At 60.6% G+C, this 15,885-nt stretch carries 12 protein-coding genes and 1 pseudogene; 2 read left to right on the forward strand and 11 right to left on the reverse strand.

Annotation, left to right across the window (positions count from 1 at the left end; all coding sequences use genetic code 11):
• Positions 1–127: 127 nt before the first annotated feature.
• Positions 128–1,534: pseudogene (locus CF137_RS09930) on the forward strand (EAL domain-containing protein); the annotation flags it as partial.
• On the opposite strand, the gene CF137_RS09935 reads toward CF137_RS09930, so the two are convergent.
• The gene (locus CF137_RS09935; protein ID WP_101316734.1) at positions 1,531–2,181 is read right to left on the reverse strand and encodes a class I SAM-dependent methyltransferase; all 651 of its coding nucleotides are present in this window, start codon (positions 2,179–2,181) and stop codon (positions 1,531–1,533) included. The pseudogene CF137_RS09930 and the gene CF137_RS09935 overlap by 4 nt on opposite strands.
• A 274-nt stretch (positions 2,182–2,455) precedes the next feature.
• On the opposite strand from CF137_RS09935, the gene CF137_RS09940 reads away from it, so the two are divergent.
• Positions 2,456–3,553: a calcium:cation antiporter gene (locus tag CF137_RS09940; RefSeq protein ID WP_101326199.1), complete on the forward strand. Its 1,098-nt coding sequence runs from the start codon at positions 2,456–2,458 to the stop codon at positions 3,551–3,553.
• A gap of 211 nt (positions 3,554–3,764) precedes the next feature.
• On the opposite strand, the gene hutH is transcribed toward CF137_RS09940, so the two are convergent.
• From hutH to ftsY, 10 genes are all read right to left on the reverse strand, one after another.
• Positions 3,765–5,297, reverse strand: coding sequence for a histidine ammonia-lyase (hutH, locus tag CF137_RS09945; protein ID WP_139718884.1), 1,533 nt, complete (start codon positions 5,295–5,297; stop codon positions 3,765–3,767).
• Positions 5,298–5,301: 4 nt separating this feature from the next.
• Positions 5,302–7,023, reverse strand: a complete 1,722-nt coding sequence (gene hutU, locus CF137_RS09950; protein WP_139718885.1) for a urocanate hydratase — start codon at positions 7,021–7,023, stop codon at positions 5,302–5,304.
• 53 nt (positions 7,024–7,076) lie between these two features.
• Complete coding sequence (hutG, locus tag CF137_RS09955) at positions 7,077–8,030, reverse strand: formimidoylglutamase (RefSeq protein ID WP_139718886.1); 954 nt, start codon at positions 8,028–8,030, stop codon at positions 7,077–7,079.
• Entirely contained in the window at positions 8,023–9,258 is a 1,236-nt protein-coding gene (hutI, locus tag CF137_RS09960; protein ID WP_139718887.1) for an imidazolonepropionase, read from the reverse strand. The genes hutG and hutI overlap by 8 nt, the downstream gene beginning before the upstream one ends.
• Positions 9,259–9,412: 154 nt before the next feature.
• The gene (hutC, locus tag CF137_RS09965; RefSeq protein ID WP_101346031.1) at positions 9,413–10,117 is read right to left on the reverse strand and encodes a histidine utilization repressor; all 705 of its coding nucleotides are present in this window, start codon (positions 10,115–10,117) and stop codon (positions 9,413–9,415) included.
• Between the two features lie 11 nt (positions 10,118–10,128).
• Entirely contained in the window at positions 10,129–10,788 is a 660-nt protein-coding gene (gene can / locus CF137_RS09970) for a carbonate dehydratase (protein ID WP_139718888.1), read from the reverse strand.
• Positions 10,789–10,913: 125 nt separating this feature from the next.
• Positions 10,914–11,768 (reverse strand): RNA polymerase sigma factor RpoH, encoded by an 855-nt coding sequence (rpoH, locus tag CF137_RS09975; protein WP_139718889.1) that lies wholly within the window; start codon positions 11,766–11,768, stop codon positions 10,914–10,916.
• A 452-nt stretch (positions 11,769–12,220) separates the two neighbouring features.
• Positions 12,221–13,174: a permease-like cell division protein FtsX gene (gene ftsX, locus CF137_RS09980; protein WP_042019701.1), complete on the reverse strand. Its 954-nt coding sequence runs from the start codon at positions 13,172–13,174 to the stop codon at positions 12,221–12,223.
• Entirely contained in the window at positions 13,174–13,842 is a 669-nt protein-coding gene (gene ftsE / locus CF137_RS09985) for a cell division ATP-binding protein FtsE (RefSeq protein WP_042019703.1), read from the reverse strand. Before ftsE ends, ftsX begins: the two co-directional genes overlap by 1 nt.
• 70 nt (positions 13,843–13,912) lie before the next feature.
• The gene (ftsY, locus tag CF137_RS09990; protein ID WP_139718890.1) at positions 13,913–15,790 is read right to left on the reverse strand and encodes a signal recognition particle-docking protein FtsY; all 1,878 of its coding nucleotides are present in this window, start codon (positions 15,788–15,790) and stop codon (positions 13,913–13,915) included.
• Positions 15,791–15,885: the final 95 nt, after the last annotated feature.

Raw genomic sequence — 15,885 nt, forward strand, 5'->3', positions numbered from 1 at the left:
GGCGTTGGCGCAAGGTAAGCTGTGGAAAGAGAGACAACAGGTGTTGAAAGGCTGGGGTATCCATGATGGTAGACCTCAAGGTGATGGCCTACTTCAAGCTTAGCCTTTCAACACATAATTGGGACAGAGCCAAATTAAAAGCGCCATGGCTGCCCGCAATCAGGAACTGAATGTTGCGTTGACGACCCAATTGAAGCAGTTCAACTATGACTGTGGCGCCAAAGACATGGCTTTGCTGCGCGGCCCCCGTTTTTACAGCACCCATATCCGCCTGCAGGGGTTGGCACTGGCCTCCGGGGAGGGCTGCTCCAGCTTGGGGCCTGCGGTTTCTCTGCTCAGCACCGCCAAGCAAGATGGCATCCTGTTCGGCAAGTTCGGCTTAACCCCGACGCCGGCACAATTTCAGACCGAGCAGGAGATGGTGGCCTACTACCGCGCTGGCAACAACATTGCCTATTGGGTCCTTGATAACAGCTGGAGCCACCAGCTGTTGCAGCAACCCTGTAGCAACTGCTTTTATCTGGAGTTCAGCCAAAAGGATCTCAAGGCTACGACCATCTACTTTCCCCGAGGCGATCAAGCGATCAAAACAGAAGCTAACAGCCACAGCCTGAGTTTTTCCGATCCCGATATCCTTACTCACCAAACCATTTGGGCAGGTCAGGCGCTGAAACAATATGCCGAGGATAAAATCAGGCTTAATGGTCTCCTGGTCGGCATCACGTTGGGTTTGGTGCTCGTTGCCGCCTACTGGTTGATGCGCAACTACCGCCGCTCTCTCAAAGCATTACTTCAAGCGGGTCTGGTACGTCGGGAATTTGTGCCATTCTACCAACCTGTGGTCGATAGCCGCAGCAAACGGGTCGTCGGTTATGAAGCTCTGTTGCGCTGGCAGCGGGGGGACGAACTAATACCGCCTGGTACTTTTATCGACTATGCAGAGGAGCAAGAGGTGATCCTGCCGATGACCGAGCAGCTGCTGGAGCAGGTGATCAGCGATCTGCCACTGCTGGCGCCGGAGCAGTGGGTCAGCGTCAATCTGGTCGCCACCCATATCGAACAACCACTACTGCGTCAGCTGCTGGCAACACACCATAATCCCTCCCCTGACCGGCTCACCTTTGAGCTGACCGAACGCAAACCGATCCACGACATCAAGGCGGCTACCGACGAGATCACCCTGCTGCAGCAGATGGGCTATCACTTCAAGCTAGATGATTTCGGTACCGGTTACGGCGGCTTTGCCTACCTGCAGAGCCTGGGGATCCGCCAAATCAAGATCGACAAGATGTTCGTCGATACCATAGGCACCAGCGACCTCAAGCGCAGCGTGCTGGATGCCATCATCGCCTTTGGTCAGGAGTCAGATATGGAGATGATCGCCGAAGGGGTGGAAACCCAACAGCAGGTCGACTATCTGGGCCAGCACGGCGTCTATCTGATCCAGGGTTACGTCTTCGGCAAGCCCATGCCGCTAAAGATGTTGCCGCGCTGGCAACGGGAGTGGCAGCAACGATACCGCGAGGCCAGCTAGCGCAGATATTGCAGGATCTGGCCGCGAAACGGCTGGGCCAGCTGCTCGACATCATGAGGCTGATGCTGGCTGTGCCGGTAGCCCAGCCCGGCCATCAGCCGGGTAAAGCGCCCCTGCTGACCGCGACCCGGATCCACCAGGATCACCTTGCAGCTTGCCTTGGCATGTTGCTCGATAAAGGCGGCCAGCATCTCCACATGGCCGCGCTCGTAGAGCAAGTCGCTGCCGATGATCAGATCGAAGCAGCCCAGATCCGTGGCGGCATCGGCCCAACCGGTACGAGTGAAAGGGATCTCGGCCCCCTGATTAAGCAATACATTCTGCGCCAGAAAGGCACCCGCCTCGGGGTGATAGTCGGTGGCCGTGATGTCGGCATGACGATGGTTGAGCACCAGACTGGCCAAGCCGATGCCGCAGCCCACCTCCAGAATGCGCAGCCCCGCCACCTCCTGACACACCATCTGGCTGGCCAGCACCCGGCCAGAGTCCCAGACAATCCCGAACAGCGGCCAGAAGGCCGAGGAGATGCCGAGTGCCTCTGCCTCGCCCCCATCGTCGGAGAACTGCTGATTGTCGCGCAATGTGCGCAGATGGATATCCAGCTCACCAAATTCGATGGTGTGGTAACGCAGACGAACCGCTGACATAAGCACCCTTATCGCGGGGATAGCAGCCACAGCGGCAGGATTGCCGCAACGACCGCTACCTCGCCATGCTACCCCTGCCCGCGCCCGATACCTATCTCTATCGGGGAGACCGACCCAACCCCTTCAACCGCTCATTTACATTCCGCAACAAAATGATCTGCCCTGACGGGGGTCACTGCCTTTATCATAAGGGGCTGGTTATCGCGCAAGCGATAACTACGCAGCCTGTTTATGTCATCCGGTCGCTCAGACCCCCAGAAGAGAACCATTGCCTATGAAGACATTTATCCGGCAAGAGATTGCCCTGCCCGTTGGCCTGCTGACCCTGCTCTTTTTCAAGACCCTGGGCAGCGACCTGCTGACAGAGACAACTCCGCTCGCGATCTATCTTCCGGTCTCGCTGGCTCTGCTGGCCGTCGTTACCTGGGCCATCTTCTCGGTGGTGCGCCACTCCGATGCCCTCGCCATCAAGCTGGGCGAGCCTTTCGGCACCCTGATCCTCACCCTGTCGGTCATTTCGCTGGAGGTAGTGATGATCTCCTCGGTGATGCTGACCGGCGAGCCCAACCCCACCATGGCGCGCGATACCATGTTTGCGGTGGTGATGCTGGTGAGCACCGGGCTGGTGGGCTTCACCCTGCTGTTTGGCGGCTGGCGCTACCACACCCAGAGCTTCAATCTGGACGGGGTCAAATCCTATCTGGTGGCCATCATCCCGCTGGCGCTGCTCTGTCTGGTGCTGCCCAACTTCACCCGGGGTGGCACAGTCGGTAGCATGTCGAGCCCCATGTCATGGATGCTGATCATCATCTCGATCCTGCTCTATGGGGTCTTTCTGCTGATCCAGACCCGCAGCCACAGCCACTTCTTCGTCGACAGCGATCACGAGGATTACGAAGAGCACCACGGCCCGCTGCAGAGCAACGTCTATCACACCCTGCTGCTACTGGTTTATCTGGTGGTGGTGATCCTGCTGGCCAAGACCCTGGCCATCCCCATCAACTACGGGGTACATGTGATGCAGGCCCCTGCGGCACTGGGTGGTTTTATCGTGGCCTGTATCGTGCTGGCACCGGAAGCGGTCGGCGCCATCAAGGCCGCCTTCAACAACCAGTTGCAGCGTGCGATGAACCTCTACTTCGGCTCGGTGCTGGCCACTATTGCCCTCACAGTACCGGCGGTACTTCTGATCGGCGCCATCATGGGGCAAGAGGTACGCCTCGGGCTCTCCGCCGCCGACATGGTGCTGCTGGTCACCACTCTGATGGTCTGCAAGGTGACCTTCAGCAGTGGCCGCACCAATGTGCTCCATGGCGCCACCCATCTGGTGTTGTTCGTGGTCTATCTGTTCCTGATGTTCGAGCACGAATAACAGGCGCCAGCACCTATCCCGGTGCTGTTCGTCGTCTATCTGTTCCTGATGTTCGAGCACGAATAACCGCGTTTAGCCAATGCCAGAAACGACAAGACCGCCCGATTGGGCGGTCTTTTGTTATCTGCTCCCGGATCTCACCGGTGCCAGTGAAGCGGCGTCCCCCTCATCCCCCACCCTTCTCCCGCCAGGGGAGAAGGGGGATCAAGGCTTACAGGCTGGGCAGCACCCCGGCCGGGATCAGATCGTTGTAGCTGGCACGGCCCAGCAGGGCGGCGGCCGCTTCGATATCCGGCGAAAAATACCTGTCCTTGTCGTAGAAGCTCACCTCTGCTCGCAGTCGCCCCTTGGCCAGCTCGATCAGCTCGGTACTGCGCAGCGGCGCACGGAAATCGAGCCCCTGTGCCGCCGCCAGCAGTTCGACTGCCAGAATACCGCGGGTGTTCTCCGCCATGTCCGCCAGCCGACGAGCGGCGAAGGTGGCCATGGAGACATGATCCTCCTGATTGGCGGAGGTGGGCAGGCTGTCTACCGAGGCGGGATGAGCCAGGCTCTTGTTCTCGGAGGCGAGCGCCGCCGAGGTGACCTGAGCGATCATAAAGCCGGAGTTGACCCCGCCGTTGTTGACCAGAAACGCCGGCAGACCAGACATCCGCGAGTCGATCAGCAGCGCCATCCGCCGCTCTGAAAGGGACCCTATCTCGGCGATAGCCAGCGCCAGATTGTCCGCAGCAAAGGCCACCGGCTCGGCGTGGAAGTTGCCGCCAGAGAGGATCTCCTCGTCATCGGCAAACACCAGCGGGTTGTCGGAGACCGCATTGGCCTCGCACACCAGCACCTCGGCGGCGTGGCGGATCTGGGCCAGACAGGCCCCCATCACCTGCGGCTGGCAGCGCAATGAGTAGGGATCCTGCACCTTCTCGCAGTTATGGTGAGACATGCCGATCTCGCTGCCGTCCACCAGCAGGTGGCGATAGCAGGCGGCCGCATCGATCTGGCCGCGCTGACCGCGCACCGCGTGAATGCGGGCATCGAACGGACGGCGGCTGCCAAGGGCGGCCTCCACGCTCATGGCGCCTATGGTGATGGCACCGGCGAACAGATCCTCGGCGTGGAACAGCCCTTCCAGCGCAAAGGCGGTGCTGGCCTGGGTGCCGTTGAGCAACGCCAGCCCCTCTTTCGGCGCCAGCGCGATGGGTTCGAGCCCGGCAATTTTCAGCGCTGTAGCGGCATCGATCAGCTCGCCCTTGTGGCGCGCCTTGCCTTCACCGATCAGCAGGCAGCTCATATGGGCCAACGGCGCCAGATCGCCGGAGGCGCCGACGGAGCCCTTCTTCGGCACCACCGGGTAGACCTCGGCGTTGACCAGCGTCATCAGCGCCTCCAGCACCGCCAGCCGGATGCCGGAGAAGCCACGCGCCAGCGAGTTGAGCTTGAGCACCATCATCAGCCGCACGGTGGCGTCATCCATGTAAGTGCCTATGCCAGCGGCGTGGGAGAGCACGATGGAGCGCTGCAATTCGTCCAACTGCTCCACCGGAATACGGGTGTTGGCCAGCAGACCAAAGCCGGTGTTGATGCCATACACCACCCGATTCTGCTCGATCACCTTGGTGACCACCGCAGCAGAGGCGTGGATCCCCGGCAAGGCAGCCGGATCCAGTGAAATATGTACCGGCTCGCGGCTGACGCGGCGCAGGGTGGCAAGATCCAGCTCGCCCGGGGTAATAGTCAATTCAAACATGGTGTTACACCTTTCCTTTGACACCGTTGGCGCCGCCTAACATCGGCAGATCCAGTTTCGCCTCGTGGGCGCAGTTGATGGCAATCTCGTAGCCCGCATCCGCATGGCGCATCACGCCGGTGGCCGGATCGTTGCGCAGCACCCGACCCACGCGGCGGGCCGCGTCATCGGAGCCGTCACAGACGATCACCACGCCAGAGTGCTGGGAGAAGCCCATGCCTACCCCGCCGCCGTGGTGCAGCGACACCCAGGTCGCACCACCGGCGGTATTGAGCAGGGCGTTGAGCAGCGGCCAATCGGAGACGGCATCGGAACCATCCATCATGGCTTCGGTTTCGCGGTTCGGGCTCGCCACCGAACCGGAATCCAGATGGTCGCGGCCAATCACGATGGGCGCCTTCAGCTCGCCATTTTTCACCATCTCGTTGAAGGCCAGCCCGAGCCGTACCCGATCCTTGACCCCGACCCAGCAGATCCGCGCCGGCAACCCCTGAAACGCAATGCGCTCGCGGGCCATGTCGAGCCAGTTGTGCAGGTGAGGATCGTCCGGGATCAGCTCTTTCACCTTCTGATCGGTCTTGTAGATATCTTCCGGATCGCCGGAGAGGGCCACCCAGCGGAACGGGCCGATCCCCTCGCAGAACAGCGGGCGGATATAGGCGGGGACGAAGCCGGGGAAGTCGAAAGCGTTCGCCACCCCCTCCTCCAGCGCCATCTGGCGGATGTTGTTGCCGTAATCCAGAGTCGCGGCGCCACGGGCTTGCAAAGTCAGCATGGACGCCACCTGACGGGCCATGGAGCGACGGGCGGCCAGATTCACCTCCTGCGGGGCGCTCTGTTGCAGCTCGCGCCACTGTGCCACGCTCCAGCCCTGCGGCAGGTAGCCGTGGATCGGATCGTGGGCAGAGGTCTGGTCGGTCACTACATCCGGGGTGATGCCACGGGCCACCAGCTCGGCGAAGACGTCTGCGGCGTTGCCAAGCAGACCGACGGAGACGGCGGTGCCGCTGCGTTTGGCTTCCTCGACCATGGCTAGCGCCTCGTCCAGCGTGTGGGCTTTCTTGTCCACGTAGCGGGTCTTGAGGCGAAAATCGATGCGGGTCTCATCGCACTCCACGGCGATCATCGAGAAACCGGCCATGGTGGCGGCCAGCGGCTGGGCGCCGCCCATGCCACCGAGACCGCCGGTGAGGATCCAGCGGCCCGCAGGCGACCCGTTGAAGTGCTGATTGGCCACCGCGAAGAAGGTCTCGTAGGTGCCCTGCACTATCCCCTGGGTGCCGATGTAGATCCACGAACCCGCAGTCATCTGGCCGTACATCATCAAGCCCTTCTTATCGAGCTCGTTGAAGTGCTCCCAGTTGGCCCAGTGGGGCACCAAGTTGGAGTTGGCAATCAGCACCCGCGGCGCATCCTTGTGGGTCTGGAACACCCCGACCGGCTTGCCGGATTGCACCAGCAGGGTCTGGTCTTCCTCAAGCCGAGTCAGCACCTCGACGATCTTGTCGTAGCAGGCCCAGTTGCGGGCGGCGCGACCGATGCCGCCATAGACCACCAGCGACTGGGGATGCTCGGCCACCTCGGGATCCAGGTTGTTCATCAGCATCCGCAGCGGCGCTTCGGTGAGCCAGCTCTTGGCGGTCAGCTCGGTGCCGCGCGGGGCACGGATCACGCGGTTTGGGTCAGTTCTGGAATCAGTACGGGGATCCTGCTGTTGCACAGACATACACACTCCTTGTTGTATCAATAGGGTGCCTTCGGCGACCTGCGGCCAAAGGGTTAACGGGTCAACAGATGAACCAGTCGCGCGGCCACACGGGCACTGCGGTTGTCCTGATCCAGCATCGGATTAAGCTCGGCCAGATCGGCGAGCCGCAGCTTGCCGCTGGCCCGGATATGGGCGATCAGCGGTTCGATCACCGCCAGCTCCACGCCACGGGCGGCGGGGGCGCTCACCCCCGGCATCACGGCGGCGGGCAGCACATCGAGGTCGATGGTCAGATAGAGGTGATCGCAATCGGCGATAAAGGTGTCGAGCCCAGCCAGCAAGGCTGGCAGCTCGGCCTGAGTCATCGCCTCATCCAGCACATGCCACACTCCCAGCGCCTCGGCGCGGGCAAACAAGGCTTGGGTATTGGCAGTCTCGGCCACCCCGAGGCAGGCATAGTGAAACGGCGTGCCCTGAGCGGCGCACTGCTCGGCAATCTGGAAGAAGGGGGTGCCGGAGCTTGCCAGTTCCAGCTTCATCCGCAGATCGAAGTGGGCGTCGAAATTGATGATGCCGACCTTGCCACTACCGCCCAGATGACGGTTGAGGCCGCTCCAGCTGCCGAATGCCACCTCATGACCGCCCCCCAGCACCAGCGGGAAGTGACCCAAATCGAGCGCAGTGGCGACCCGCTCGGCCAGACGGCCGTGAGCGGTGTCGAGATCCCCATCGGGGCAACTCACATCCCCGCCATCGTAGACGGGGTGATTCAGGTGCCAGGCGGTGTTGGCCAACAGCTTGCGCACCACCAACGGCGCACCAGCAGCGCCAATGCGCCCCTTGTTGCGGCGCACCCCTTCGTCACAGGCAAAGCCGAGCAGCACTACACCAGCTGCCTCTTGTGCCCCTTGTGCCCCGGCGGCCCATGGCTGCACCTTGTCGTGCCAGCGCAGTGCCAACTCGCCATCTTCCGGATCCTGCCGCCCTTGCCAGAGCGACATGTCGACCGGGTTGAACTTATCCATGGAGGGTCTCCTCACCATTGAAGATGCGGCCCGCCAGCTGATCGACGCCGACCATGTAGCTGATTTCAGCGGGATGGGCGCAGTGCCAGATCAGGAAGTCAGCCGCCATGCCCACCTTGAGCTGACCAAGGCGCGCCTGCTCGCCGAGCGCTTTGGCGGCGTGGCGGGTCACCCCGACCATCGCCTCCACCGGGGTCAGGCCAAACAGGGTGCAAGCCATGTTCATCGCCATCCGCAGCGAGACGATGGGGGCGGTGCCCGGGTTGATATCGGAGGAGACCGCCATCGCCACACCCGCCTTGCGCAGGGCGGCGACCGGCGGCAACTTGGTCTCTTTGAGGAAGTAGAAGGCGGTGGGCAGCAGGGTGGCGACCACCCCACGGTGGGCCAATGCCAGGATCCCTTCCGGATCCAAGTACTCCAGATGATCCACCGAGAGGGCGCCAAAGTTGGCAGCCAGGGTGCTGCCACCGAGGTTGGAGAGCTGATCCATGTGCCCCTTCACCGGCAGGCCGTATTGATCCGCCGCCAGATAGACCTGCTCGGTCTGGGCCAGCGAGAAGCCGATGTGCTCGCAGAAGACATCCACCGCATCGGCCAGACCCGCCTCGGCGGCGGCCGGGATGATCTCCTGACAGATGGTCTCGACCCAGCTGTCGGGATCGTCGCGATACTCCGGCGGTACCGCATGGGCCGCCAGCAAAGTGGTCTTGACCCGGATCGGCAGTGCCTCCCCCAGTCGGCGGGCCACCCGCAACATCTTGAGTTCGTCCGCCAACGTCAGGCCATAGCCGGACTTGATCTCCACCGTGGTGACCCCTTCGCGGATCAGGGATTTCACCCTCGGCAACGCCAGCTCGAACAGCTGATCCTCGCAGGCCTCACGGGTGGCACGCACCGTGCTGATGATGCCGCCGCCCCGACGGGCGATCTCGGCATAGGGGATGCCCTGCTGGCGCAGCTCAAACTCCTCGGCGCGGCTGCCGGCAAAGATAAGGTGGGTGTGGCAATCGATAAGACCGGGAGTGATCAGCTTGCCCTGCATATCCTGCCAGTGAGCGGGATGGAGCCCTTTCAGCTCGGCCATCGGCACCAGGGCGTGGATCTTGCCGTCCTTCACGCCGAGGGCGTGGAGCGGCAGCAGGCCGTAGTCGACCAGCTCGTCATTCAGAGTGGCGGGCGTCACGTTGAGCCAGACCCGCTCGCAGTTCAACAGTTCCTTGTTCATAGCGACCTCAAATGTATATACATATCCTTATAGTCGATCTCTGTGATGAAAGAAAGAGCAGAATTCACATCCTGATAACAGCATCAAAATTAGAGTTTAAGCACAAAAAAGCCCACCGGAGGTGGGCTTGGAAAAAAACGAGCTGTATAGACAATTACTCTAGCTGAGTCTTGGAGCTGAGCTTGTAGCGGGAACCGGGGGAGAGCAAACGGGCGTAGGAGACCAGATGCCCCTCCGACCAGGTGCGCCGGTGCAGCAACAGGCAGGGGGAATCTACGCGGATCTGCAACAATCCCGCCTCACCGGCGCTCGGCAGCACGGCTTCTACCACGTGCTCCATCTCCGACAGGGGGCAAACCTCCATCAGATAGCGGTTGGGGGTCTGTTGGGTGAAATCCTGTTCGCCATAGCCCGGCAAGCGCCCGGCATCGACGAAGCGCTCCTCCAGCTGCAGCGGCTCGCCATCGGCCTGATGGACGATCAGGCTGTGAAAGATAGGCGCGCCAACCCGCAGCCCCAGTTGTACCGCCACCTTCTCGTCGGCGGCCAGTCGCTGCAAGCGGATCACCCGGGCGCTGTACTCACCGCCGCGCTCGGCGATCTCGTCGGCAATGTTGCGAATGGCCAGCAGCGGCGATTCGGTGCGCCTGTCCGCCACGAAGCTGCCGGAACCGGCGGTACGCACCAGCCACCCTTCCGCCATCAGTTCGCGCAGCGCCCGGTTGACCGTCATCCGGCTCACGGTGAACTGCTCGCACAGGGCCGCTTCGGTCGGGATCCGGTCTCCCGCCTGATAGTGGCGTTCGCGGATCCGGTCCAGAATGTGCTGCTTGATCTGCAGATAGAGGGCTGGCGCCACCATGAAGCTCCCTAGCGGCGGCGGTGGGGCGGACGCATGTCCGGCCAGGCGCGGTAGACATCGGGGATCTGATCCGGCCCACTGATGCAGAGATCGAGATCGTGCAGCAAGCCATCTTTGATCCCGTAGATCCAGCCATGGATGGCCAGCTCCTGCCCTTTGCGCCAAGCATTCTGGATGATGGTGGTGTGGCAGACGTTGGCTACCTGCTCGGCTACGTTCAGTTCGCACAGGTAGTCGAAGCGCTCGTGCTCATCCTCGATGGCTTCAAGCTGCTCGCCATACTTGAAGTAGACATCCTTGATGTTGCGCAGCCAGTTATCGATGAGACCCAGCTCCTGGTTCTGCATCGCGGCCTTGACGCCGCCGCAACCGTAGTGACCGCAGACGATGATGTGCTTCACCTTGAGCACTTCCACCGCGTATTGCAGCACGGAGAGGCAGTTGAAATCGGTATGCACCACCAGATTAGCGACGTTGCGGTGGACGAAGACATCCCCCGGCAGCAGGCCCATCAGCTGGTTGGCGGGGACCCGGCTGTCGGAGCAGCCGATCCAGAGGTATTCGGGGGCCTGCTGGGCAGAAAGGGTGGCAAAGAAGACGGGATCTTCGGCCTTGATCCGTTCGGCCCACTCACGGTTGTTGGTAAACAGGTCGTTCAACAGTTTCACTTCTGCTCTCCCTAATGTGGCAGTTGCGGCAACATAACACACCCAAGGGTTATCAGGGCAAGCCTCGATTACCGGCCGCAGAAACAAAAACAGGGCCATCAGGCCCTGTTTTCAGCGAGGAAGCATCAGGCTTCCATGGCATCTTTCAGCTTCTTGAGCGCGTTTTTCTCAAGCTGACGCACTCGCTCGGCGGAGACGCCGTAGGTATCGGCCAGCTCCTGCAGAGTGGTCTTGCTGTCATCATCGAGCCAGCGGGCGCGGATGATGTGCTGGCTGCGCTCATCCAGGGTGGCGAGGGCCAAGCTCAGGCGACGGGTCGCGTGATCGTCCCAGTTGTCGTTCTCGATGGTGGCGGCCAGATCGGAGGATTTGTCCTCCAGATAGTGAACCGGCGAGAAACCACCCTCCTCTTCATCATCACCAACCAGATCGAACGCCTGATCGTAGTTGGCCATCCGCCCTTCCATCTCGGTCACGTCAGCAGCAGAGACACCAAGATCGGCAGCCACGGCCTGAACCTCTTCGTGGTTCAGCCAGCCCAGACGCTTTTTGGATTTGCGCAGGTTGAAGAAGAGCTTGCGCTGGGCCTTGGTGGTGGCCACCTTGACCATGCGCCAGTTGCGCAGCACATATTCGTGGATTTCGGCCTTGATCCAGTGCACGGCAAAGGAGACCAGACGCACGCCAACAGTCGGGTCGAAGCGCTTGACCGCCTTCATCAGGCCGATGTTGCCTTCCTGTACCAGATCGGCCTGGGGCAGGCCGTAACCGGCATAACTCTTGGCAACATGAACGACAAAGCGCAGGTGCGACATAATCAGCTGACGAGCAGCCTCGAGATCGCCATCCTGCTGCAAACGCTCAGCCAGCTCACGCTCTTCCTCTGCGCTTAGCACCGGAATAGAATTTACTGCCTGGGTATAGCCTTCCAGACTACCTTGCGGAATCAGGGCCATGGTGCGCTGCAATGAAGTTCCCATCTGTTACCTCTTACTTTTCAATCGAATCAGTCTAACACCCTGAGAGGGTCTGTCTACCGACCGGATGCCATTCTGCGGCCTGCATCAAAGATACCGACCCAGTTTAAGACCGGGTTATCTTAGGCCTGCAGGATGAATCATGAATGAACAGTCAAAAAAAGGGGGTCACAATGAAGGACCCCCGAAAAGTAGCATGCTAAGTCCATTGTTGCGGAGCTCGCAACCTTCACATGCTTGCCAAGTCTGACGAGCAAGGCAGAGGGGCCACACTCGTATAAATGCTTCAGCTTTAATAGACTGCTTATAAATCAGAAGGTTCAACGGATCTAGCAAAGATCCGGAAGATCATTGTTATTCAGAATACTCTGACTATGGGGGCCAAGCCAGAAACGGCCCCTCTTTTACTTGATCCGCTTCTCAAAATCCAGTGATTTACTTTGATGATAAATCAATCAAGATGGTTCGATATCGCGAATGTGGCGATGGACCGAAAACCAGGAGGCAATCAACCCCAGCAGGGCACCCAGCAGGATCAGGTTGATCCCGTCTACCGCCCCCATGCCCACCAGCCGGAAATTACTGTTATACAAACCGGCCAGCTCCTTCACTACCCCTTCGCTCCAGATCACCATCACTTCGGTGAGCCACCAGGCCAGCATGCCGCCAATGATGCCAAACCAGATACCGGTATAAAGGAAAGGGCGGTGAATGAAGGAATCGGTCGCCCCAATCAGTTTAAGCACCTCGATCTCGGAGCGCTGGTTAAGGATATTAAGGCGCAGGGTGTTGCCGACGATCAGCAGCACGGCGGAGAGCAGCAGCACCGCGATACCGGTAATGGTATGGCGTAGCAAGTTCATGATCCCCTGCAGACGGGTCAACCACTGCAGATCCAGCTTGCCTTGCTCGACCCCCACCTCGTTGTTGAGCTTGCCGAGCAACTCGGCCGCCCCTTCCGGGTTCTGCCAGCGCGGATCCGGTATGACGCTCAGCACAGGTGGCAGTGGGTTGCTGTCGAGGTAGTCGAGGGCATCACCGAAGCCGGAGATCTCGCGAAACTCCCGCAACGCATCGTCCCGGCTCAGATAGGTGACCGAGTCCACCTCGGGGTAGAGCAAAATCCGCTGCTGCAGATCGAGAATGCTCTGTTCCGGTAGATCCTTGCGCAGATAGAGCGAGATTTGGGAGCTGGTCTGCCAGCTTCCCTCCACCACCTCGGCATTTTTCAGCAGCACATGGAAGCAGGAGGGCAGCGCCAGACTGACCCCCAGTACCGCCAGGGTCATCAGGGAAGCAAGCGGATTGCGCCACAACTCCCCCAGACTGGCAAATGCCTGGCGCACGTGGTCAACCCCATACATCATCAGACGGCGCAGTGGCGGTTGTTTATGTCGAACGATAGCCATCAGAGCTGCTCCCCGGCTGAATACATACGACCCGCCTTGAGGGTCAGGGTGCGATAACGCATACGGGCAATCAATCCCAGATCGTGAGTGGCGATCAACACCGATACCCCAAAATTGTTGAACTCCTGAAATAGCCGCATGATGTCCATGGAGAGCTGGGGATCCAGATTACCGGTCGGTTCATCCGCCAACAGCAGGGGTGGCTTGTTGACGATGGCACGGGCGATACCGACCCGCTGCTGCTCACCACCGGAGAGCTGGCGTGGCTGGTAACGCTCCTTGCCCAGCAACCCCACCTTGTCGAGGGCTGCAGCGACCCGCTTGTTGATGTCGGCATGGCTATAGCCATCGATCACCAGCGGCAGTGCCACGTTGTCAAACACGGTGCGATCCATCAGCAGCCGGTGATCCTGAAAGATCATCCCGATCTGGCGACGCACATAGGGGATCTGGCTGCGCTGGATATGGCTGACATCGTCGCCATGAAAGAACACCCGGCCATCGGTCGGACGCTCCATCACGCTGATCAGCTTGAGCAGGGTACTCTTGCCCGCCCCCGAGTGTCCGGTCAGAAAGGCCATCTCTCCCTTCTGCAGGTGAAAGCTGACCTTCTGCAGTGCCTGATGGCCACCGCTGTATACCTTGCTGACCTTATCAAAACGAATCATGACGGTTCCCTGACATTGACAAACCCCGACCAAAGTCGGGGCATGGGACACTTACTCATCGCGACCGGACTTATTCATCACGACTGAACAGCGCTTCGATAAAGTCGTTCGCCACAAAGGGACGCAGATCGTCGATCCCCTCGCCTACCCCGATATAACGGATCGGGATCTGGAACTTGTCGGCCACCGCGAAGATAACCCCGCCCTTGGCAGTACCATCCAGCTTGGTCAGCGTGATCCCGTCCAGACCCACCGCCTCGCTGAATAGCTTGGCCTGGCTCAGAGCGTTCTGACCGGTGCCCGCATCCAGCGTCAGCATGATCTCGTGGGGCGCCTCTTCATCCAGCTTCTTCATCACCCGCACCACTTTCTTGAGCTCTTCCATCAGGTTGCTCTTGTTCTGCAGGCGACCGGCGGTGTCGGCAATCAGCACATCGGCACCACGGGAGCGGGCGGCTTCGATGGCGTCATAAATGACAGAAGCAGAGTCGGCACCGGTATGCTGGGCAATCACCGGAATGTTGTTGCGCTGACCCCATACCTGCAGCTGCTCGACCGCAGCGGCACGGAAGGTGTCACCCGCCGCCAGCATCACGCTCTTGCCTTCGGCCTGGAACTGCTTGGCCAGCTTGCCGATGGTGGTGGTCTTGCCGACGCCGTTCACGCCGACCATCAGGATCACGTAAGGCTTCTTGCTGGTATCGATCACCAGTGGCTGCTCGACCTTGGCCAACATGGCGCCCATGTCCTGCTTGAGCAGGCCGTAGAGCGCCTCGGCATCCTTGAGCTGCTTGCGATCCGCATGTTGAATCAGCCCATCGATGATACGACGGGTGGTATCCACACCAAGATCGGCGGTCAGCAGCTGGGTCTCCAGCTCTTCAAACAGCTCATCATCGATCTTCTTGCCACGGAACAGACCGATAAAACCGGAGCCTATGTTCTCCTTGGTACGCACCAGACTGCGCTTGAGGCGGGCAAAAAAGCCCTCCCGCTGCGGCTTGTCCTGAGTGTCGTCATCCACGGCAGCGGCCAGCGGCAGAGCAGCCAGCGCGGCGGCCTCAGCCTCCATCTCGGCTACCAGCCGCAGATCTTCCGCTCGCTGGGCCTCTTTGGCGATACGGGCCTCTTCAGCAGCCTGTGCTTCAGCAGCAATACGGGCAACTTCGGCGGCTTGCGCTTGCGCAGCGATACGGGCTTCTTCCGCAGCCTGAGCTTCGGCGGCAATACGAGCGGCTTCGGCAGCTTGCGCTTGCGCAGCAATACGGGCAGCTTCAGCAGCTTGCGCTTCAGCGGCAATACGAGCAGCTTCGGCAGCCTGTGCTTGCGCAGCAATACGAGCGGCTTCAGCAGCTTGCGCTTGCGCAGCGATACGGGCGGCTTCGGCAGCCTGTGCTTGCGCAGCGATACGAGCAGCTTCGGCGGCCTGTGCTTCAGCAGCGATACGAGCTACTTCAGCGGCTTGCGCTTCGGCAGCAATACGGGCAGCTTCGGCGGCCTGTGCTTGCGCAGCGATACGAGCAGTTTCGGCGGCCTGTGCTTCAGCAGCAATACGAGCAGTTTCGGTAGCCTGCGCTTGCGCAGCGATACGGGCAGCTTCTGCAGCTTGCACTTCAGCAGCGATACGAGCGGCTTCGGCGGCACGCTCCTCTTCGGCGATCAGCGCTTCGTTGACGATCACCGGCTCCAGGTCGGAGGCACACTCCTCCACCACCAGCGGGCCATGGTCATCCAGCTCGGTCGGCAGACAGCAATCATCATGCAGAACGCTATGTTGCGCGCTGGCAGGCACTTCGGGTGCAACAGCCGGCGTGGTATCGGGAGCAGGGGTAGTAGCGACCTCGGGCTCAACGGTAACGGGGGTGGCTTGGGGTGTCTGTGGTTGGACAACCTCAGCCTCTTCTTTCTTGCGGCCGAAACCGAGCCAGGAAAACAAACCTTTTGCCATCTAAAAAATACTCACTTCGTTGGCTGACTGCTAAGATAGCCGTCCCTTGGCGGGTCGGAATAAAAATGAACCGCCTTATACTACCACTTTATTTT

Origin of the sequence: Aeromonas sobria (genome assembly GCF_006243315.1) — a bacterium.
GTDB classification, from domain to species: domain Bacteria; phylum Pseudomonadota; class Gammaproteobacteria; order Enterobacterales; family Aeromonadaceae; genus Aeromonas; species Aeromonas sobria_A.

Bases quoted from the DNA above. Each gene is read 5' to 3' on its own strand.
- CF137_RS09935 (WP_101316734.1), bottom strand. From the start codon at position 2,181: ATGTCAGCGGTTCGTCTGCGTTACCACACCATCGAATTTGGTGAGCTG.
- CF137_RS09940 (WP_101326199.1), top strand. From the start codon at position 2,456: ATGAAGACATTTATCCGGCAAGAGATTGCCCTGCCCGTTGGCCTGCTG.
- hutH (WP_139718884.1), bottom strand. From the start codon at position 5,297: ATGTTTGAATTGACTATTACCCCGGGCGAGCTGGATCTTGCCACCCTG.
- hutU (WP_139718885.1), bottom strand. From the start codon at position 7,023: ATGTCTGTGCAACAGCAGGATCCCCGTACTGATTCCAGAACTGACCCA.
- hutG (WP_139718886.1), bottom strand. From the start codon at position 8,030: ATGGATAAGTTCAACCCGGTCGACATGTCGCTCTGGCAAGGGCGGCAG.
- hutI (WP_139718887.1), bottom strand. From the start codon at position 9,258: ATGAACAAGGAACTGTTGAACTGCGAGCGGGTCTGGCTCAACGTGACG.
- rpoH (WP_139718889.1), bottom strand. From the start codon at position 11,768: ATGGGAACTTCATTGCAGCGCACCATGGCCCTGATTCCGCAAGGTAGT.
- ftsX (WP_042019701.1), bottom strand. From the start codon at position 13,174: ATGGCTATCGTTCGACATAAACAACCGCCACTGCGCCGTCTGATGATG.
- ftsE (WP_042019703.1), bottom strand. From the start codon at position 13,842: ATGATTCGTTTTGATAAGGTCAGCAAGGTATACAGCGGTGGCCATCAG.
- ftsY (WP_139718890.1), bottom strand. From the start codon at position 15,790: ATGGCAAAAGGTTTGTTTTCCTGGCTCGGTTTCGGCCGCAAGAAAGAA.